Annotated in this window: 21 protein-coding genes; 7 read left to right on the plus strand and 14 right to left on the minus strand. The window is 72.4% G+C overall.

Going from position 1 to position 17,517, the window contains the following annotated elements:
- Positions 1–59: 59 nt before the first annotated feature.
- From mnmA to ACFHWT_RS18695, 5 genes are all read right to left on the minus strand, one after another.
- Entirely contained in the window at positions 60–1,133 is a 1,074-nt protein-coding gene (gene mnmA / locus ACFHWT_RS18675; protein ID WP_416596006.1) for a tRNA 2-thiouridine(34) synthase MnmA, read from the minus strand.
- A 62-nt stretch (positions 1,134–1,195) separates the two neighbouring features.
- Positions 1,196–2,392 (minus strand): cysteine desulfurase family protein, encoded by a 1,197-nt coding sequence (locus ACFHWT_RS18680; protein ID WP_416595946.1) that lies wholly within the window; start codon positions 2,390–2,392, stop codon positions 1,196–1,198.
- Positions 2,393–2,496: 104 nt separating this feature from the next.
- Positions 2,497–3,459, minus strand: a complete 963-nt coding sequence (locus tag ACFHWT_RS18685; RefSeq protein WP_416595947.1) for an electron transfer flavoprotein subunit alpha/FixB family protein — start codon at positions 3,457–3,459, stop codon at positions 2,497–2,499.
- A gap of 14 nt (positions 3,460–3,473) precedes the next feature.
- Positions 3,474–4,253 (minus strand): electron transfer flavoprotein subunit beta/FixA family protein, encoded by a 780-nt coding sequence (locus ACFHWT_RS18690; RefSeq protein WP_416595948.1) that lies wholly within the window; start codon positions 4,251–4,253, stop codon positions 3,474–3,476.
- 220 nt (positions 4,254–4,473) lie between these two features.
- A complete protein-coding gene (locus ACFHWT_RS18695) occupies positions 4,474–4,878 on the minus strand; it encodes a hypothetical protein (RefSeq protein WP_416595949.1) in 405 nt (134 codons plus the stop codon).
- 33 nt (positions 4,879–4,911) lie between these two features.
- Between ACFHWT_RS18695 and ACFHWT_RS18700 the strand changes: the two genes are divergently transcribed.
- From ACFHWT_RS18700 to ACFHWT_RS18710, 3 genes are read left to right on the plus strand one after another with little or no spacing between them, the layout of a single operon-like run.
- Entirely contained in the window at positions 4,912–5,301 is a 390-nt protein-coding gene (locus ACFHWT_RS18700; RefSeq protein WP_416596007.1) for a YidH family protein, read from the plus strand.
- Positions 5,294–5,632 (plus strand): DUF202 domain-containing protein, encoded by a 339-nt coding sequence (locus tag ACFHWT_RS18705; RefSeq protein ID WP_416595950.1) that lies wholly within the window; start codon positions 5,294–5,296, stop codon positions 5,630–5,632. The genes ACFHWT_RS18700 and ACFHWT_RS18705 overlap by 8 nt, the downstream gene beginning before the upstream one ends.
- A gap of 36 nt (positions 5,633–5,668) precedes the next feature.
- Positions 5,669–6,094 (plus strand): PLD nuclease N-terminal domain-containing protein, encoded by a 426-nt coding sequence (locus ACFHWT_RS18710; protein WP_416595951.1) that lies wholly within the window; start codon positions 5,669–5,671, stop codon positions 6,092–6,094.
- 39 nt (positions 6,095–6,133) lie between these two features.
- On the opposite strand, the gene ACFHWT_RS18715 is transcribed toward ACFHWT_RS18710, so the two are convergent.
- The 4 genes from ACFHWT_RS18715 to ACFHWT_RS18730 all read right to left on the minus strand — a co-directional run bounded on the left by ACFHWT_RS18715 (position 6,134) and on the right by ACFHWT_RS18730 (position 10,743).
- Positions 6,134–6,949: an ABC transporter permease gene (locus ACFHWT_RS18715; RefSeq protein ID WP_416595952.1), complete on the minus strand. Its 816-nt coding sequence runs from the start codon at positions 6,947–6,949 to the stop codon at positions 6,134–6,136.
- On the minus strand, positions 6,946–8,025 hold the full coding sequence (locus tag ACFHWT_RS18720; protein WP_416595953.1) for an ATP-binding cassette domain-containing protein: 1,080 nt from the start codon (positions 8,023–8,025) through the stop codon (positions 6,946–6,948). Before ACFHWT_RS18720 ends, ACFHWT_RS18715 begins: the two co-directional genes overlap by 4 nt.
- Before the next feature lie 137 nt (positions 8,026–8,162).
- On the minus strand, positions 8,163–9,785 hold the full coding sequence (locus ACFHWT_RS18725; protein WP_416595954.1) for an acetolactate synthase: 1,623 nt from the start codon (positions 9,783–9,785) through the stop codon (positions 8,163–8,165).
- Positions 9,786–9,969: 184 nt separating this feature from the next.
- On the minus strand, positions 9,970–10,743 hold the full coding sequence (locus ACFHWT_RS18730) for an enoyl-CoA hydratase-related protein (protein ID WP_416595955.1): 774 nt from the start codon (positions 10,741–10,743) through the stop codon (positions 9,970–9,972).
- A gap of 95 nt (positions 10,744–10,838) precedes the next feature.
- Between ACFHWT_RS18730 and ACFHWT_RS18735 the strand changes: the two genes are divergently transcribed.
- Together ACFHWT_RS18735 and ACFHWT_RS18740 are read left to right on the plus strand one after the other, a co-directional pair.
- A complete protein-coding gene (locus ACFHWT_RS18735) occupies positions 10,839–11,453 on the plus strand; it encodes a DUF6232 family protein (protein WP_416595956.1) in 615 nt (204 codons plus the stop codon).
- A 4-nt stretch (positions 11,454–11,457) separates the two neighbouring features.
- On the plus strand, positions 11,458–12,225 hold the full coding sequence (locus ACFHWT_RS18740) for a hypothetical protein (RefSeq protein ID WP_416595957.1): 768 nt from the start codon (positions 11,458–11,460) through the stop codon (positions 12,223–12,225).
- Between the two features lie 14 nt (positions 12,226–12,239).
- Here ACFHWT_RS18740 and ACFHWT_RS18745 read toward each other — a convergent pair whose 3' ends face one another.
- Entirely contained in the window at positions 12,240–12,506 is a 267-nt protein-coding gene (locus ACFHWT_RS18745) for a helix-turn-helix domain-containing protein (RefSeq protein WP_123600369.1), read from the minus strand.
- A gap of 77 nt (positions 12,507–12,583) precedes the next feature.
- On the opposite strand from ACFHWT_RS18745, the gene map reads away from it, so the two are divergent.
- Positions 12,584–13,360, plus strand: coding sequence for a type I methionyl aminopeptidase (map, locus tag ACFHWT_RS18750; protein WP_416595958.1), 777 nt, complete (start codon positions 12,584–12,586; stop codon positions 13,358–13,360).
- An 80-nt stretch (positions 13,361–13,440) separates the two neighbouring features.
- The gene (locus ACFHWT_RS18755) at positions 13,441–13,872 is read left to right on the plus strand and encodes a DNA-binding protein (RefSeq protein WP_416595959.1); all 432 of its coding nucleotides are present in this window, start codon (positions 13,441–13,443) and stop codon (positions 13,870–13,872) included.
- 70 nt (positions 13,873–13,942) lie between these two features.
- Here ACFHWT_RS18755 and ACFHWT_RS18760 read toward each other — a convergent pair whose 3' ends face one another.
- The 4 genes from ACFHWT_RS18760 to ACFHWT_RS18775 form a co-directional block, all read right to left on the minus strand.
- Positions 13,943–14,350: a YccF domain-containing protein gene (locus tag ACFHWT_RS18760; RefSeq protein ID WP_278167634.1), complete on the minus strand. Its 408-nt coding sequence runs from the start codon at positions 14,348–14,350 to the stop codon at positions 13,943–13,945.
- 82 nt (positions 14,351–14,432) lie between these two features.
- A complete protein-coding gene (locus ACFHWT_RS18765; protein ID WP_416595960.1) occupies positions 14,433–15,323 on the minus strand; it encodes a ribokinase in 891 nt (296 codons plus the stop codon).
- Between the two features lie 12 nt (positions 15,324–15,335).
- Positions 15,336–16,145 (minus strand): ABC transporter ATP-binding protein, encoded by an 810-nt coding sequence (locus tag ACFHWT_RS18770; protein WP_416595961.1) that lies wholly within the window; start codon positions 16,143–16,145, stop codon positions 15,336–15,338.
- Between the two features lie 72 nt (positions 16,146–16,217).
- Positions 16,218–17,393, minus strand: a complete 1,176-nt coding sequence (locus ACFHWT_RS18775) for an ROK family transcriptional regulator (protein WP_416595962.1) — start codon at positions 17,391–17,393, stop codon at positions 16,218–16,220.
- Positions 17,394–17,517: the final 124 nt, after the last annotated feature.

Genomic DNA, 17,517 nt, shown 5'->3' on the forward strand with positions numbered 1-17,517 from the left:
CGGCAGGTCACTCGCGTCGGTCACGTCCGCCGACTCTACCGGTCAGCCGACTCCACTGGTCAGCCGGCGATGGTCGCCGAGCCGAGCACCACGTCGCCGGCCGGATCGGGCCGGTAGGCGACCATCGCCTGGCCGGCGGCCACCCCCCGGACCGGCCGGTGCAGCTGAGCGTGCATGCCGGCATCGGTCAGCTCGACCACCGCCGGGGTGCTCGACCCGTGCGCGCGCACCTGGAGCATCGCCTCGACCGGGCCGGTCGGCCGGTCCCCGCCGATCCACACCGGGCGGACCCCGGTCACCGCGTCGACGTCCAACGCCTCGGCCGGGCCGACGGTCACCGTGTTGCTCGTCGGGGTGATCGACAGCACGTAGCGGGGTCGGCCGTCCGGTGCGGGCACCCCGATGCCCAGGCCACGCCGCTGGCCGACGGTGAACGCGTACGCCCCGTCGTGGCGGCCGACGACCGCGCCGGTCGTCGCGTCGACCACGTCGCCGGGGGCGTTGCCGAGCCGGTCGGCGAGGAACCCGCGGGTGTCGCCGTCGGCGATGAAGCAGATGTCGTGCGAGTCGGGCTTGTCGGCCACCGTCAGCCCGCGCCGCGCCGCCTCGGCCCGGACCTGCGCCTTGGTCGAGTCGCCGAGCGGGAACATCGCCCGGTCCAGCTGGGCCCGGTTGAGCACGGCGAGCACGTACGACTGGTCCTTGGCCAGGTCGACGCTGCGCCGCAGCAGACCGTCGGGGCCGAGCCGGGCGTGGTGGCCGGTGACCACCGCGTCGAACCCCAACGCCACCGCGCGGTCCAGCACCGCCGCGAACTTGATCTTCTCGTTGCAGCGCAGGCAGGGATTGGGGGTACGGCCGGCGGCGTACTCGGCGACGAAGTCGTCCACCACGTCACTGTGGAACTGCTCGGCCATGTCCCAGACGTAGAACGGGATGCCGATCACGTCGGCGGCCCGCCGGGCGTCCCGGGCATCCTCGACCGTGCAGCAGCCACGGGCCCCGGTGCGGTACGTCTGCGGGTTGCGCGACAGCGCCAGGTGCACACCGGTCACGTCGTGCCCGGCGGCCACCGCCCGGGCGGCCGCCACCGCCGAATCGACCCCGCCGGACATCGCCGCCAGCACTCGCACCGTACCCATCTCCTGCCTGATCGTCGCCGCACGTTCGAGGGTAGTCCCGCAGCGGTGCCGGGTCAGCCGGCGGCGGGCGGCACCGGCTTCGCCCCGCGGACCGCACCGGCCCGGCGGGCCCGCTCGACCGCACCGGGCAGGGCCGCCACCAGCGCGTCGACCTCGGCCCGGGTGGAGTCGTGGCCCAGGCTGAACCGCAGCGACGAGCGGGCCCGCTCGTCGTCGTCGGCCATCGCCAGCAGCACGTGCGACGGCTGCGCCACTCCGGCTGAACAGGCCGAGCCGGTCGAACAGGCGATGCCCTGGGCGTCGAGCAGCAGCAACAGCGCGTCGCCCTCGCAGCCGGGGAACGAAAAGTGCGCGTTGCCGGGGAGCCGGTCGGCCGGATCCCCGTTGTAGATCACGTCCGGCACCACCTGGCGTACCCGCCGGACCAGGTCGTCGCGCAGCGCACCGACCCGGGCCGCGTGCTCGGCCTGGCGTTTCACCGCCACCTCGACGGCGACCGCGAACGCGGCGATCCCGGCGGTGTCGAGCGTGCCGGAACGGACGTCGCGCTCCTGGCCACCACCGTGCAGCAACGGGGTGCAGGCGACGTCCCGGCCGAGCAGCAGGGCACCCACACCGGCCGGGCCACCGAGCTTGTGACCGCTGACGGTCAACGCGGCGGCGCCGCTGGCGGCGAAATCGACTGGGACCTGGCCGACCGCCTGGACCGCGTCGGTGTGCAGCGGTACGCCGGCCCGCGCGGCCATCGCCGCGACGGCGGCGACCGGTTGCACGGTGCCGACCTCGTTGTTCGCCCACATGACGGTGACCAGGGCCAGCTCGTCGGCGACGGCGTCCAGCTCGGCCTGCGCGGTGGCGGCGTCGACGCGACCGGTGGCGTCCACCGGCAGCCAGGTCACCTGGGCCTGCCCGTGGTCGGCGAGCCACTGCACGGCGTCGAGTACGGCGTGGTGCTCGACGGTACTGGCCAGGAGTCGCCGCCGGGCCGGAGCCGCCGCCGAACGTGCCCAGAAAATTCCTTTGACCGCGAGGTTGTCGCTCTCCGTACCGCCTGCGGTGAATATCACCTCGGACGGCCGGGCGCCGAGGGCGGCGGCGACCCGCTCCCGGGCCTCCTCGACCGTACGCCGGGCCGCCCGGCCGGGGGCGTGCAGTGACGACGCGTTACCGACCCGGCGGGCGGTGGCGACGTAGGTCTCCACCGCCTCGTCGAGCATCGGCGTGGTCGCGGCGTGGTCGAGATATGCCATCACCAGCAAGCCTATCCGCCGGGTCGGGTCCGGCGGATAGGCGGCCGGACCCGATCGGTAAGGTCGCTACGGCGGTGGCCACGACGCCCTGCGGGACGGTCACCTCACTTGCGCTTGCGGATCTCCTCGGCTACCTGCGGGACCACCTTGTTCAGGTCACCCACCACACCGAAGTCGGCGAGCTCGAAGATCGGCGCCTCGCCGTCCTTGTTGACCGCCACGATGGTCTTCGCGGTCTGCATGCCGGCCCGGTGCTGGATCGCCCCGGAGATACCCAGCGCCACGTACAGCTGCGGGGAGACGGTCTTGCCGGTCTGCCCCACCTGGAACTGGTGCGGGTAGAACCCGGAGTCCACGGCGGCCCGGGAGGCGCCCACCGCGCCGCCGAGCAGGTCGGCGAGCTCCTCGACCAGTTTGAAGTTGTCGCCGCTGCCGACACCGCGCCCGCCGGAGACGACCACCGACGCCTCGGTGAGCTCCGGCCGGGAGCCGGACTGCTCGGCGACCCGCTCGACCACCTTGGCCAGCTTGTCGGAGTCGGTGACCTGTACCTGCAGCTGCTCCACCTGCGGGGTGGCCGGGGCCGGCTCGGGCGCCACCGAGTTGGGCCGCAGGGTCACCAGCGGCAGGCCCCGGGTGACCCGGGAGGTGACGATGGTGGCACCGGCGAACGCGATCTGGGTCGCGGTGCCGTCGGCGGCCAGGTCGACCACGTCGGTCAGCAGACCGTTGTCCAGCCGTACGGCGAGCCGCCCGGCAATCTCCTTGCCCTCCTGGGAGGAGGCGAGCAGCACCGCGCCGGGTTGCACCCGGCCGATCAGCTCGGCCAGCACGGTCACCTTCGGGGCGACCAGGTAGCCGTCGATCTCCTCGCTCTCGGCGGCGTACACCTTGCTGGCGCCGTACTCACCGAGCTTGTCGGTCATCGCGGCGGCCGCGCCCGGCCCGCCGAGCACCACCGCGGACACCTCGCCGCCCAGCTTGCGGGCCAGAGTCAGCAACTCCAGGGTGACCTTCTTGACGCCGAACTCACCGGTGGCCTCGACGACAACGAGAACCTCAGCCATGTCAACCTCCCCGCTCACACGAACTTCTCGGACGCCAGGAACTCGACCAGCCGTACGCCGGCCTCGCCGTCGTCGACGACCTTCTGCCCGGCCGACCGTGGCGGGCGCTTGTGGTGCTCGACGACCTCACTGGTCGCTCCGTCGAAGCCGACCTCGCTGGTGGCGACGCCCAGATCGGCCAGGGACAGGCTCTGTACCGGCTTCTTCTTCGCCGCCATGATCCCCTTGAACGAGGGGTAGCGCGGCTCGTTGATGGTGTCCCACACCGAGACCACCGCCGGGGTGGCAGCGCTGACCACCTCGTAGCCCTCTTCGTTCTGCCGTTCGACGGTGAGTGTGCCGCCGTCGACGGTCAGCTTGCGGGCGCCGGTCAGGGCGGCGATGCCGAGCCGCTCGGCGAGCATGTGCGGCATCACCTGCACCCGCCCGTCGGTGGACTCGGCACCGCAGAGGATCAGATCCGCCCCGAGGGTGCCGAGCGCCGCCGCGAGGACCTTGGAGGTGGCGACCGCGCAGGAGCCGTGCAGGGCGTCGTCGACGACGTGCACCGCCTTGTCCGGCCCCATCGACAGCGCCTTGCGGATCGACTCGGCCGCGCGGTCCGGGCCCATGGTGAGGATGGTCACCTCACCGCCGTTGGCCTCCCGCAGCCGCAGCGCCTCCTCGATCGCGTACTCGTCCATCTCATTGATCACGTTGTTGGCCGACCCGCGGTCGACGGTGTTGTCGTCACCGCGCAGGGCGCGTTCCGCGCCGGAATCGGGCACCTGCTTGACGAGTACGACGATGTTCATCGCGCTTCGACACCCCTCCTGTAGGTGGTGCTGCTCTACCACTCTCGGCGCAGCCTGCCGCTTTCCTTAACGATCGGTCAACCGAGCACCGCTGTGGAATGCCCCACCACTATGTTACCCGCAAGTAGCCAATGGCCAAACGGCCCCGCCGACAGGCCGGCCGGACCGAAAAACTGCCCTGGTCAGCAGAGGTCGCGGATCGGCCAGGAGGACGAATCGGTCAGGAGGGAGTGGCCAGCGCCTGCCTGATCTTGGAGATCATCGCCGTCTCCGCCGGGTCGACCCCGGACGCGGCCCGCGCCACCCGGTCGACCGCCTCGGTCACCGCCGTCCGGTAGTGCTCCAGATCGTGCGGGGCCTTCGCGGTGAGCACCGCCACCGACTGCCGCAGCGCCGGCAGCACCAGCTGCTCCACCGCCTCCGGGCTGTCCCGGGCCAACTTGGGCAACTCTCCGCTGGTCAGCACGTCCTTTACCAGACCCGATGTCCCGGCGAACACATCTGAGGCCGCGAAGCTCTCCCGGACCATCGACACCAGCCCCGGGTCCGCGGCCGACACCAGGTAGACGGCGCCGAAAGCGCCGGTCTTCAGCGTGCTGCGCTCGTCATCGGTCAGCTCGGCCACAGACGGTGAGTCTAGCCGGCGATAATGATCCACGTGTGGAGTGCGCTGCGCCGGTGGTTCGATCCCCAGCAGCTGCGCCGGGTCGGCACCGCGCCCGACTACCGGTTCTCGCTGGCGAACGAGCGGACCTTCCTGGCCTGGATCCGGACCGCCCTGGCGTTGGTCGCCGGCGGGCTGGCCATCGCGCAGTTCCTGCCTGAGCTGTCCGTGGTCCACCTTCGGGAAGGGCTGGCGGTGACCCTGCTGCTGCTCGGCGGGACCGTCGCGCTGCGGGCGGTCGACCACTGGGCCCGTACCGAGCGGGCCATGCGGTTGGGCACCGACCTACCGGCGTCCCGGTTTCCGGCGTTCCTCGCGATCTGTGTCGGTGTCGGTGCCACCGCGTTGACCGTCGTCGTACTGGTCGAGGCGACCAGTGGCTGATCCCACCGACCCGCCGGCCGACGAGCACGGCCCGCCGGCCCGCGACCCCGGACTGCAGCCCGAACGGACCCGGCTGGCCTGGCGGCGGTCGGCTCTGGCCCTCACCCTGGTGGTGGCGCTGACCATGCGACTGGCCGTCGATCGGGGCGGAGCCGCGACTTTACTCGGGCTGTTCGCGGTGGTCGGTTGGGCCGGGCTGATCGGCTACGCCTACCGGCACGCCAGTGGCCCACGACGTCCGGCAGCCGGACAGATCAGCGCGGAGGTGCCCCTGCTGGGGCTGGTCACCGCCGGTTACGCGGTGCTCGGCGCCATCCTGATCCTCAGCTGACTAGGCTGAGCCCGCCGGGCGGGGCATCATAGCGGGATGGCCCGCGTGTTCATCCTGCTCTTCATGCTCCACGTCGTGCTCATGGCGGTGGCGCTGATCAGCTGCCTCTCAGCGGAGAAAGGTGACGTCCGCGCCCTGCCGCGCCTGCTCTGGGTGCCGGTCATCATCGTCATCCCCCTCCTCGGGCCGGCCGCCTGGTTCCTCAGCCGCCGGCCCGGCTTCGGCAGCCCGTCACCGCTCGGTAGCGTCCCCCGACCGACCGGCACCCCGCCACCGCGCAACCGCCCGGCGGCCCCTGACGACGATCCCGAGTTCCTGCGCGCGCTCGACGCCGAGAAGGCGAAGCAGGATCGCGAGCTGTTCGAACGGTGGGAGGAGGACCTGCGCCGCCGGGAGGACGACCTGCGCCGCCGAGACGCCGCAGACCCCCGGGAGGACCGCCGGCCTGAGTCAGGTGCGTGACCCGAGCGACCCGAGCGGCCCGCCCGCAAGGTGGTCAGGTCAGACCCGACGCTTGAACCGGGCGAGTGCCAGCGGCGCGAACACCGCCGCGATGCCGGCTGCCCAGAGCAACGAGTAGCCGACCGGGCCGGCGGCGGGCGCGCCGCTGAGCAGACCACGCAGGCCGTCGGCGAGGATCGTCACCGGGTTGACCTCGACCCAGGCCTGCAGCCAGCCCGGCATGGTCTCGGTGGGCACGAATGCGTTGCTGGTGAAGGTCAACGGAAAGATCACCATGAAGCCGAAGATCTGCACCTTCTCCGGCTCGCTGACCATCACCCCGACCAGCACCGAGATCCACGACGCGGCCAGTGTGAAGGCCAGGATCAGCGCGAACGCGCCGAGCAGGCCGACCGGACCACCGTCGACCCGGAAGCCGAGGATCATCCCGACACCCAGCAGCAGCACCACCGACCAGGCCTGCTTGACGGTGTCGGCCAGAATCCGCCCGGCCAGCGGCGCCCACCGGGCGATCGGCAACGACCGCAATCGGTCGAACACCCCTTTGGTGAGATCGGTGTTCAGCCCGAACCCCGTGGTCATCGTCGCGAAAAGGGCGTTCTGCACGATGATTCCCGGCAACGCGAAGGTCAGGTAGTCCCCCGGCGTGCCGGCGATCGCACCGCCGAACACGTAGGTGAACAGCAGCAGGAACATCAGCGGTTGGACGCTGAGATCGAGCAGTTCCAACGGATTGTGCTTGATCTGGACCAGGCTTCGCCAGGCCAGCGTGCCGGTGTGTCGCAGCCCGGCCACCGGGCTGACCCACTGATGCCGCCCGGGCAGCTCGGGCGTGGTGACGGTGGTGGCGGTCAACGGATTCCCTCCATGGTGGCGGCGTTCGGCAGTGCTCCCGTACCGGCCGGCCCGGTCGCCGGTGTCGGCCGCTCGCCGGTGCCAACCTCCGAGCCGCCGGAGCCGGCCGCAGACCCGGTGCCGGTGGGCGAGCCGCCGGAGCCCGGATCGGCCCGGTGGCCGGTGAGCGACAGGAAGACCTCATCCAGGCTTGAGCTGCGCAACGCCAGCTCACCGACCTTCACCCCGGACTCGTCGAGCCGGCGGACCACCGCCGGCAGCAGGTCCGCATCGGCGGTGCTCACCGTCACCGTGGTCTGGGCCAACGACGGCTCGTTGCCGGACAGCTCCCGCAGCGTGGTCAGCACCGTCGGCAACTGTTTCGGATCGGTCGGGCGCACCGCGAGGACCTGGGCGCCGGTCTTGGCCTTCAGCTCCTCCGGCGTACCGCCGGCGATCACCCGACCGTGGTCGACCACGGCCAGCTCGTCGGCCAACTGGTCGGCCTCCTCCAGGTACTGGGTGGTGAGCAGCACCGTCACGCCACCGGCGACCAGCCCACGAACCAGCTCCCACAGCTCGTTGCGGCTGCGCGGGTCCAGCCCGGTGGTCGGCTCGTCGAGGAACAGCACCTGAGGCCGTCCCACCAGGCTGGCGGCCAGGTCGAGCCGGCGGCGCATACCGCCCGAATAGGTCTTGGCCGCGCGATCGGCGGCGTCGGTGAGCTGGAACTCGGCCAGCAGTTGCCGGGCGCGGGCGCGCGCGTCACGCCGGGACGACCCCAGCAACCGACCGATCATGATCAGGTTCTCCACACCGGTCAGCGTCTCGTCGACCGAGGCGTACTGCCCGGTCAGCCCGATCGACTGGCGGACCTGGTGAGCCTGGCCGACCACGTCGAAACCCTGTACCCGGGCGTGCCCGGCGTCCGGCCGCAACAGGGTGGCGAGCACCCGGACCGCTGTGGTCTTGCCGGCACCGTTCGGCCCGAGCAGCCCGAACACGGTGCCGGTGCGGACCGCGAGATCCACCCCGGCCAACGCGGTCGTCGGCCCGAACCGCTTGACCAGGCCCTCGGCCCAGATCGCGTGCGACATCCTCACTCCTGTCGTTTGTCTGCAGACCCCACAATGAACGACAGGACCGACATTCCGCCAAGCATTTGCCGACCAGACCGGGTCGGCGATCCGTCAGAGCCAGGTCCGACGAGCGCTCAGGCCGGTCCGACCAGCGCTCAGGCCAGGTTCGACGAACGCGGATAGGCGTCGTCCGGGTCGGTCAACACATTGACCAGGTACGGCACCCCGGCGTCGAAGGCCCGGCGCAGCGCCGGACCGATGTCGCCGGCCTTGGTGACCGTCTCCCCCGCGCCGCCCAGCGCCCCGACGATTTCGTCGTAGCGCAGCCCTGGCTGCAGATCGGCGGCGACGTCGTAGCCGTACATGGCGCGCATCGGGTGCTTCTCCAACCCCCAGATGCCGTTGTTGCCGACCACGATCACGACCGGCAGCTTCTGCCGGGCCAGCGACTCGACGTCCATCAGCGAGAAGCCGGCCGCGCCGTCGCCCATCAGTACGCAGACCTGCCGGTCCGGGTAGGTGAGTCGGGCACCCATCGCGTAGCCCATGCCGGTGCCCAGGCAGCCGTACGGGCCAGGGTCGAGCCAACTGCCGGGCACCGACGGCTCCAGGTAGCGGCCGGCGTACGAGACGAAGTCACCGCCGTCGCCGATGGTGACGGCATCCGGGTCGAGCACCGCCCTCAGCTCGCCGTAGATCCGCGACGGGCGGATCGGGTCGGACTCGGCGGCGAGCACGGCCGCGTCCCGCGCCCTGGCCTGCTCCTCGGCGGCGCGCAGGTCGGCCAGCCAGCCGGAGTGGTCGGCCCGGTCACCGGAGTGGTCAGCGAACGCCGACAGGATCAGCCGCAGGTCACCGGCGGGCGACACGGCCGGCTGTACGCGGGTCGCCCGCTGGCTCGGCGCGTCGACGACGTGCACCACCTGGGCGGTGCCGAAATCGCCGAAGCTGAGCCGGAAGTCCAGCGGGGTGCCGACCACCACCACCACGTCGGCCCGGCCGAACGCGACCCGCCGCGCCTTCGCGAAGGCCAGCGGGTGCTCCGGCGGCAGCGACCCACGCCCCATGCCGTTGGTGAAGACCGGCACCTGTAGCGCCTCGGCGGCCTCCCGCAACGCCGCGACGGCGTCCCCGGCGTACACGTCGGAGCCGGCGACGATCACCGGTCGGTCGGCAGCGGCGATCAGCCGGGCCGCGCGGGCGACCTCGTCCGGGTCGGGCTCGACCACCGGCACCGCGCCGGCGGTCGGCGCGGTCACCTCGGCGGTCGAGTAGATGACCTCCAGCGGCAGGTCGAGGAAGGCCGGGCCGCGGTGCGGGGTGAGCGCGGCGGACAGCGCGGCACCGACCGCGGCCGGTACGTCGTCGGTCGCGGCGACCGTGGCGGCGTGCTTGGTGACCGGGGCGACCAGCGGTACGTGGTCGATCTCCTGCAGGCTGCCCGACCCCCAGCGGAACGCCGGTGCCCGGCCGCCGAGTACCAGCACCGGCGCGGCGTTGAAGAAGGCGCTGGTCAGACCGGAGATTCCGTTGGTGACGCCGGGGCCGGCGGTGAGGGCGGCCAGCCCGGGACGACGCTGCAGTTTCGCTACCGCCTCGGCGGCGAAGACGGCGGTCTGCTCGTGCCGTACGTCGTAGATCGGGAAGTCGGCGGCGTGCGCGGCGTCGTAGAGCGGAAAGATGTGGCCGCCGGAGAGGGTGAACAGCTCGCGTACGCCGTACGCCTGTGCGGCGGCCAGCGCCAGCGTCCCGCCGTGCCCCTCGATCCGCTCCGCCATCGTCGCTGCCTCCCGTCGCCCGGGCCCGCCCGGCCGGCGCACCCCCCGAGCAGGTTACCGCCCGGTCACTTTGTTCGGCATCCACGTGCGACCGGCACCGCCGGCACGGCCGGTCGAGGGGCCGACGATTGGGCCGGTCGAGGGCCGGTTACGTGGGCAACACCCGCAGCGACACGTTGCCGGGCTAGCGACCGGTGAAGTCGGGCTTGCGTTTGGCGACGAACGCCGCCATCCCCTCGGTGCGGTCCTCGGTGGCGAACAGGCTGGCGAACAGCTGGCTCTCCCAGGCCAGGCCGGAGGCGAGGTCCATCTCCAGGCCCCCGTCGATGGCCAACTTGGCCGCCTTGACGGCTTGGGCCGGTCCGGTGACGAACGGCCGCACCATGTCGAGTGCCGCCGCGTACACCTGGTCGGCCGGGACGACGCGGTCGGCCAGGCCGATCCGCTCGGCCTCGGCGGCGTCGACCATCCGTCCGGTCAGGACGATGTCCTTGGCGCGGGCCGGGCCGACCAGCCGGGCCAGCCGCTGGGTGCCGCCGGCACCCGGGATGACCCCCAGTTTGATCTCCGGCTGGCCGAGTTTGGCGTCCTCGGCGACCACCCGCCAGTCGCACGCCAGGGCCAGCTCGCAGCCGCCGCCGAGGGCGTAGCCGGTGATCGCGGCGACCACCGGTTTCGGGATCCGGGCCACCGCGTCGAAGGCGCTGGACAGCTGCGCCGCGCGGGCCGCCATGTCCACGTACGACTTGTCGGCCATCTCTTTGATGTCGGCTCCGGCGGCGAAGACCTTCTCTCCGCCGTAGACCACGACCGCCCGGACCCGGTCGTCGTCGGCGACGGTACGCGCGGCCTCGCGCAACTCCTCCTGCACCGCCGCGTTCAGCGCGTTCATCGGCGGCCGGGCCAGCCGGATCGTGGCTATCCCCTGCTCGACCTCGACCAGCACCAACTCCGGCACGGCGGACCTCCCCATCGACGTCGCGTTCCGAGACAGCCTACGGGGAGCGCCGGAGAGTGGGTAACGTGATCCACAACGTGAGGGAGGGCAGGCGGATGATCACCTACTACGATGACAAATCCGTACGGATCACCTCCACTGAGATCCGGGTGGACCAGCACCGACATCCGCTCACCCAGGTGCACCGGATCTGGCAGCGGCGGGGTGCCCGCTCGTGGAGCGCCCTGGCCGGCCGGGGCATGGTCGGCGTCGCCTTCCTGGCCCCGGTGGCGACCGCGATCATCGGGCTGGTCACCGCACTGACCATCGACGCCTCGCCGACCGTCACCATCGCGCTGATCGGCGGATCGATCCTGGTCGGGCTGGTCATCATCCCGATCGCGGACCTGCTGCTCGGGCTGCTCGACGACTCCTACGACCGGGGCGCGCACCTGCTCGAACTCTGGGCCGACGTACGGGGCACCCCGGTGCTGCTGGTGTCCGACCGGGACGCGCTGCGGGTGGGCCGCATCCACCGGGCGCTGCGCCGTGCGGTCGAGGCCGCGCTGGCATCGCAAGCGTCTGCCCCGACCCGAGCCACACCTGGCCGAGCCACGCCTGGCCGAGCCGTACCGACCCGGGCCGCTCCGACCCGACCGGCGCTACCCCGGCCCGCGCCGGGTTCCGCCGACCGGCGCGCCAGCGGTGGTGGCCGGCGCGCCGCACAATAGGGAGATGCCACTCCCGCTGCCGTCCCCGGCGAGTCTCATCGCACTGACCAGATCCACCGTCGGGCAGGTCGCCGGTGCGGTTACCGGCGCGGCCGGACGGGCCACCGGCCAGGCCGGTGAGGTGGCGACCCGGATGGGCCGGCTCACCTCCGAGTACGCCGCCGTGCCGTCGCGCGCGTTCGCCGTACTGGATGAGATCGAGGCTCTGGTGCAACGGGTCGGCACCGTGGTCGACCGGGTCGAGGTGCTGCTCGACCGCAGCGAACGGGTGGTCGCTGAGGCGGAGGAGGCGACCCTACGGGTGGAGACGATCGCTACGGCGGCGACCGACGCGGTGGCGGCCGCGACCCGGGTGGCGGCCGCCGCGCAGACGCTGCTCACCGATGCCGACCGGGTTGCGGTGGGGGCCAGTCGGGTGGTGGGGCGCAGCGAGGAGATCGCCGACCGGTCGGTCGAGCTGATCGGCGAGTACGAGCCGGCGCTGCGCCGTGGTGCTCCGATGGCCCGGCACTTCGTCGAGCAGCTGAGCGAGGATGAGGTGGACGCGGCGGTCCGGCTGGTCGACGAGCTGCCCCGACTGACCCAGCATCTCAAGGCCGACGTGCTGCCGATCCTGGCCACCCTGGACCGGGTCGGGCCGGACATCCACGACCTGCTGGAGGTGACCCGGGACCTGAAGTTGGCGGTGGCCGGCATCCCGGGTCTGCGGATGTTACGCCGCCGGGGCGCGGACCGGCTCGGCGAGGACGAGGCCCTGCCACCGGGCGAGTGAGCGCCAGGACGGCGCTAGGACGCCTGGCGGACGGGCATCTCGGCCAGCCAGACGTCGGCCAGGTCGCCGAGGGGAACGTCGAGGGCCTGGCTGAGCCGGACCACGGTGCCGAACGCCGGCGCCGGAAGCCGGCCCGCCTCGATCTTGCGCAGCGTCTCGGGGGAGATGCCGGCCGCCAGCGCCACCTCGACGAGGCTGCGGCCGGCCCGGGCGACCCGCAGGGCGGCGCCGAGTCGCTGGCCTGCGGCGATCTGTTCGGCGGTGAGTGGTTGGCGAACCATGCCCAGCAGGATATCCCTCCGGAGCGCCACCGACCCCGGCGTGGTATAAAAATACCGCAAAGGAGAGGGAGGCTGTCGTGATCGAGCTCAAGTCCGTCCAGGAGATCGACCGGATGGCGGTCACCGGCCAGTTCGTCGGCGAGCTGCTCGCCGAACTGAGCGGTGTCGCCGCGGTCGGCGTCAACCTGATGGAGATCGAACACCACGCCCGGCGGCGGATCGCCGAACGCGGCGCCGAGTCCTGCTACTGGGACTACGCCCCGTCGTTCGGCCGCGGCCCGTTCCGCAACGTGCTGTGTCTGTCGGTCAACGACGCGGTGCTGCACGGCCTCCCGCACGACTACGTGCTGCGCGACGGAGACCTGCTCAGCATCGACATGGCGGTCGGCATCGACGGCTGGGTAGCCGACTCCGCGGTCTCCGTCGTCGTCGGCACCCCCGATCCGGCCGATCTGCGGCTGATCGAGGCAACCGAGGTCGCCCTCGCGGCGGCGATCACCGCCGCCCAGCCCGGCGGGCGCCTCGGCGACGTCTGCGCCGCGATCGGCGACGTCGCCGCCTCGTACGGCTACGGCGTCAACGCCGAGTTCGGCGGTCACGGCATCGGCCGCACCATGCACGAGGATCCGCACGTCGCCAACGCCGGCCGTGCCGGCCGTGGGATGCGGCTCGATCCCGGCCTGACCATCGCGATCGAACCCTGGTTCTGTCAATCCACCAACAAGATCAGGTACGACGAGGACGGTTGGACGATCCGCTCCGCCGACGGGTCCCGTACCGCCCACTCCGAACACACGGTCGCCATCACACCGTCCGGACCCCGGGTCCTGACCGGCCGCCCTCCGACGTCCTGACCGGAGCAACACGGTTTCTAAACGGTTTGTTGAAAATGTTTAGTTGACAGCAATGCGTTGGGCGTGCTTGAGTCGACGCTGTGACCACCGACGACCTGTTCACCCCGCCCGACGCGGCACAGTCGCGAGCGCACCGCCGGCACGCGGCCCTGCTCAGGATCGCCGGACGACACGCCGACACCACCGCGCGGCGGCACCGCCACCTGCACCCACAGATGGTCGACCCGTACGAGGCGGTACGGCTGGTGCTCAGCCTTGCCAGTGGCGGCGCGAAGGGTGACGCGGACGAGCCGGAGCTGGACCGCAGCGACCTGATCGCCGCGCTGACCCTGGTCGCGCCGGTCCGCGCCGACCTCGACGCGGTCGAACTGGGCCTGCTGGCGGCCGCTCGAAGCCGGGGACTCACCTGGCAGGCGATCGCGTTCGGACTGGGCCTGGGCACTGCCCAGGCGGCCCGACAGCGCTACGACCGACTCACCGGACGCAGCAGTCCGGCCGGCGAAGCCGGTTGATCAGTGCGGGCGCCCTGCCCGGTGCCGGGCACTCGACCGGCACGGGCAGGGACTCGCTGGCCGGCCGGGGTCAGGCGTGGACCAGCCCTGGTCGACGCAGGTCCTCGACGTCGACGACCTCGCGACCCAGCGGCCAGAACGCCGCCGGCACCAACTTGAAGTTGGCGATGCCGAACGGGATGCCGATGATCGTCAGACAAAGCGTCACGCCGGTGACGATGTGGGTGAGCGCCAGCCACCAGCCGGCCAGCACCACCCAGAGGATGTTCGCCAGCCCGGAGCCGATCCCCGCCCCCGGCTTCGCGACCAGCGTCCGGCCGAACGGCCAGAGGGAGTAGTAGGCCAGCCGCAGCGACGCCACCCCGAACGGGATCGTGACGATCAGCACGAAGCAGACGAGGGCCGCCACCGCGTACCCGAGGCCGAGCACGATGCCGCCGCCGAAGATGAGCCAGAGCAGGTTGAGAATGACTCGCATGTCTCGATGGTCCCGCATCCGCGCCACCCGGCACCGGCGGTTCGCGATCAGCGGTCAGCCGGTCGATCGGCCAGGCGGGCGATCAGCCGGCCAGGGCGTCGATCTCGGCCCGCTGCGGCAACGACACCGAGGCCCCCAACCGGCGTACGCAGGCCGCACCGGCCGCCGACGCCCACCGGACCGCGGACACCAGGTCCCGTCCCTCGCCCCAGGCGACCGCGAGCGCGCCGGTGAACGCGTCACCGGCGGCGGTGGAGTCCACCGTCTCCACCGGAAAGGCCGGCACGTGGTGCACCGTACCGTCGCGGTCGGCGAACCAGGCGCCCTCGGCCCCCAGGGTGAGCACCGCCCGACGGACCACCGTCAGCAGCGCCGCCGGGTCCTCCCGCCCGGCGCCGACGACCGCCCGCGCCTCGGCCTCGTTGACCACCAGCAGATCCACCGCGTCGAGCAGCTCGGCCGGCAGTTCGCGGGCCGGGGCGGCGTTGAGGATCACCCGGGTGCCCGCCCCGCGGGCCGCCGCCGCGGCGCCCAGTACCGTCTCCAGCGGAATCTCCAACTGCGCCACCAGCACGTCGGCGTCGCGAACCGCCGCCAGTTCCGGCTCGGTCAGCCCACGGAACGCCGCATTGGCGCCCGGGGTGACGACGATCGCGTTCTCGCCGGCCGCGTTGACCATGACGACCGCGACGCCGGACGACCCGTACACCACCCGCAGCTGACTCGTGTCCACCCCGGACCGGGCGAGCCGGCCGGTCAGGGTGACGCCGAAGGCGTCCGAGCCGACCGCGCCAAGGAACACGCAGTCGCCTCCGGCGCGGGCCGCCGCGATCGCCTGGTTGGCGCCCTTGCCGCCGGGCACCGTGACGAAGTCGGTGCCGAGCAGGGTCTCCCCCGGCGACGGCAGTCTCGGCGCGGTCGCGACCAGGTCCATGTTCGCGCTGCCCACCACCGCGATCCGCGGCGCTGTCACGACGTCCTCCGCTCAGGCGGCCCGGGCGGTGTACCGCTGGCCCGCCCGCTCGACGACCAGCGGCACCCCGAACGTCTCCGACAGGTGCTCGCCGGTGATCGTGGCGGCCAGCTCGCCGGCCGCGACGACGGTGCCGCCGCGCAGCAGCAGGGCGTGGGTGAAGCCCGGCGGGATCTCCTCCACGTGGTGGGTGACCAGCATCAACGCCGGAGAATGCGGGTCCTGGGCAAGGACCCCGAGCCGGCCGACCAACTCCTCGCGGGCACCGAGGTCGAGCCCGGCCGCCGGCTCGTCGAGCAGCAGCAGCTCCGGGTCGGTCATCAGCGCCCGGGCGATCTGCACCCGTTTGCGTTCACCTTCGGAGAGGGTCCCGTACTCGCGCTGCGCCAGCCCGGCCACGCCGAACTGGCCGAGCAGCTCCTGCGCCCGGCCCACGTCGAGCTCGTCGTAGCGCTCCCGCCATCGGCCGACCACCGACCACGCGGCGGTCAGCACCACGTCGAGCACCCGCTCGGTGCCGGGGATCCGTTCGGCGAGCGCGGCGGTGGTCAGCCCGATCCGGGTCCGCAGCTCCGCCAGGTCGGTGCGCCCCAGCTGCTCGTCGAGGACACGGACGGTCCCGGTCGTCGGGTGCAGCCGGCCGGCGGCGAGGCTGAGCAGGGTGGTCTTGCCGGCACCGTTCGGGCCGAGCACCACCCACCGCTGGTCGGGCCGCACCCGCAGGGTGATGTCCTGCAGCAGAGCCGTGCCGGAGCGGGTCACGCCCACTGAGTCGAGCTCGATCACCAGGTCGTCAGCAACGGTAGGCACCGGACCATCCAATCACGCCGTGGGTGGTGCCGCCCCACCTGGCCGCGCCGGGGTGGCCGGCACCACCCGACGGGTGCGCCGGGCTCAGGCCACGGTGGATCCGAAGAGCTCGTCACGGGCGGCGTCAAGGGCGGTCCGCAGGGCGCCCTGCAGCACCGGCTCCTCGGTCAGCTCGGTGACCACGACCCGGGGGGCGACCAGGGTGATCGCGGCCACTTCGTGCTGCACCCGTTCGGCCAGGGCGCTGCCGCCGGCCTGACCGACCTCACCGGTCAGCACGACCAGCGGCGGGTCGAGCACCACGCAGCTGCTGGCGACGCCGAGCGCGAGCCGGCGGGCCAGCTCGTCGAGCAACGGCCCGCCCCGGGTGCCGGCGGCGATCGCGGCCCGCACCGCGTCGCCCGCGCTGGCCGCCCGGAACCCGTGTTCGCGGGCCACCGCCCGGACCGCGTCGGCGCCGGCGATCTGCTGGAAGGCCGGCTTGGCGCGGCGGGAGACGTCGCGTGGGATCGGCGCGCCGGGCACCGGCAGGTAGCCGATCTCACCGGCCGCGCCGGTGCTGCCGTGGTGCAGCCGGCCGCCGAGCATGATCGCCAGGCCGACTCCGACGCCGGCCCAGACCAGCACGAAGTCGGGCACGTCGCGGGCGGCGCCGGCGTGCGCCTCGGCGACCGCGGCGAGGTTGACGTCGTTTTCGAACACGACCGTGGTGTCCAGGTCCTCGCGCAGGGCGGCGAGCAGGCCGCGGTGCCAGCGCGGCAGGTTGTACGCGAAGGTGATGTCGCCGTTGGCCGGGTCGACCAGGCCGGGGGTGCCCAGCACCACCCGCCGAACGCTGGCCAGCTGGGTCTCGACGCTGCTGGCGGCCTGCACCACCGCGTTGTGCACCACGCCGACCGGGTCGTCGGTGTCCCTGGTGGACTGCTCGACCCGGCCGATCACCGATCCGGTGATGTCGGCACAGGCGGCCACTACCCGGTCCGGTCCGACGTCGACGCCGACGACGTGCGCGCTGGTCGGCTGTACGGCGTACAGCTGGGCGTTGGGGCCCCGGCCTCCGGCCTGCTCGCCGACCCGGGTGACCAGCCCGCGTCCTTCCAGCCGCTCGACCAGCTGCGAAGCTGTCACTTTGGACAGTCCAGTCAGCTCGCCGAGTTGTGCCCGGGTGAGTGGTCCGCGGGCGATGAGCAGCTCCAGCGCCGCCCGGTCGTTGAGCGCTCGCAGCAGCCGGGGCGTGCCGGGCAGGCGCGGGGAACCCATGTGGTCGTCCTCTAGCATTTAGGAAAGTTTACTATTATCTTGGCATCCGCAACGGAAGTAGCCGTAGCGTAGTCGCCGGTGACACCCTCGGCGGTCGGACGACCCGGCACTCACCGGCAACGAA

Origin of the sequence: Micromonospora sp. LOL_021, from assembly GCF_048060215.1 — a bacterium.
Lineage (GTDB): Bacteria > Actinomycetota > Actinomycetes > Mycobacteriales > Micromonosporaceae > Micromonospora_E.

What these genes read in the sequence shown, in the direction of transcription:
- ACFHWT_RS18680 (WP_416595946.1), bottom strand. Translation starts at nt 2,392, where the DNA reads ATGGCATATCTCGACCACGCCGCGACCACGCCGATGCTCGACGAGGCG.
- ACFHWT_RS18685 (WP_416595947.1), bottom strand. Translation starts at nt 3,459, where the DNA reads ATGGCTGAGGTTCTCGTTGTCGTCGAGGCCACCGGTGAGTTCGGCGTC.
- ACFHWT_RS18690 (WP_416595948.1), bottom strand. Translation starts at nt 4,253, where the DNA reads ATGAACATCGTCGTACTCGTCAAGCAGGTGCCCGATTCCGGCGCGGAA.
- ACFHWT_RS18710 (WP_416595951.1), top strand. Translation starts at nt 5,669, where the DNA reads ATGGCCCGCGTGTTCATCCTGCTCTTCATGCTCCACGTCGTGCTCATG.
- ACFHWT_RS18720 (WP_416595953.1), bottom strand. Translation starts at nt 8,025, where the DNA reads ATGTCGCACGCGATCTGGGCCGAGGGCCTGGTCAAGCGGTTCGGGCCG.
- ACFHWT_RS18725 (WP_416595954.1), bottom strand. Translation starts at nt 9,785, where the DNA reads ATGGCGGAGCGGATCGAGGGGCACGGCGGGACGCTGGCGCTGGCCGCC.
- ACFHWT_RS18735 (WP_416595956.1), top strand. Translation starts at nt 10,839, where the DNA reads ATGATCACCTACTACGATGACAAATCCGTACGGATCACCTCCACTGAG.
- ACFHWT_RS18740 (WP_416595957.1), top strand. Translation starts at nt 11,458, where the DNA reads ATGCCACTCCCGCTGCCGTCCCCGGCGAGTCTCATCGCACTGACCAGA.
- ACFHWT_RS18745 (WP_123600369.1), bottom strand. Translation starts at nt 12,506, where the DNA reads ATGGTTCGCCAACCACTCACCGCCGAACAGATCGCCGCAGGCCAGCGA.
- ACFHWT_RS18760 (WP_278167634.1), bottom strand. Translation starts at nt 14,350, where the DNA reads ATGCGAGTCATTCTCAACCTGCTCTGGCTCATCTTCGGCGGCGGCATC.
- ACFHWT_RS18775 (WP_416595962.1), bottom strand. Translation starts at nt 17,393, where the DNA reads ATGGGTTCCCCGCGCCTGCCCGGCACGCCCCGGCTGCTGCGAGCGCTC.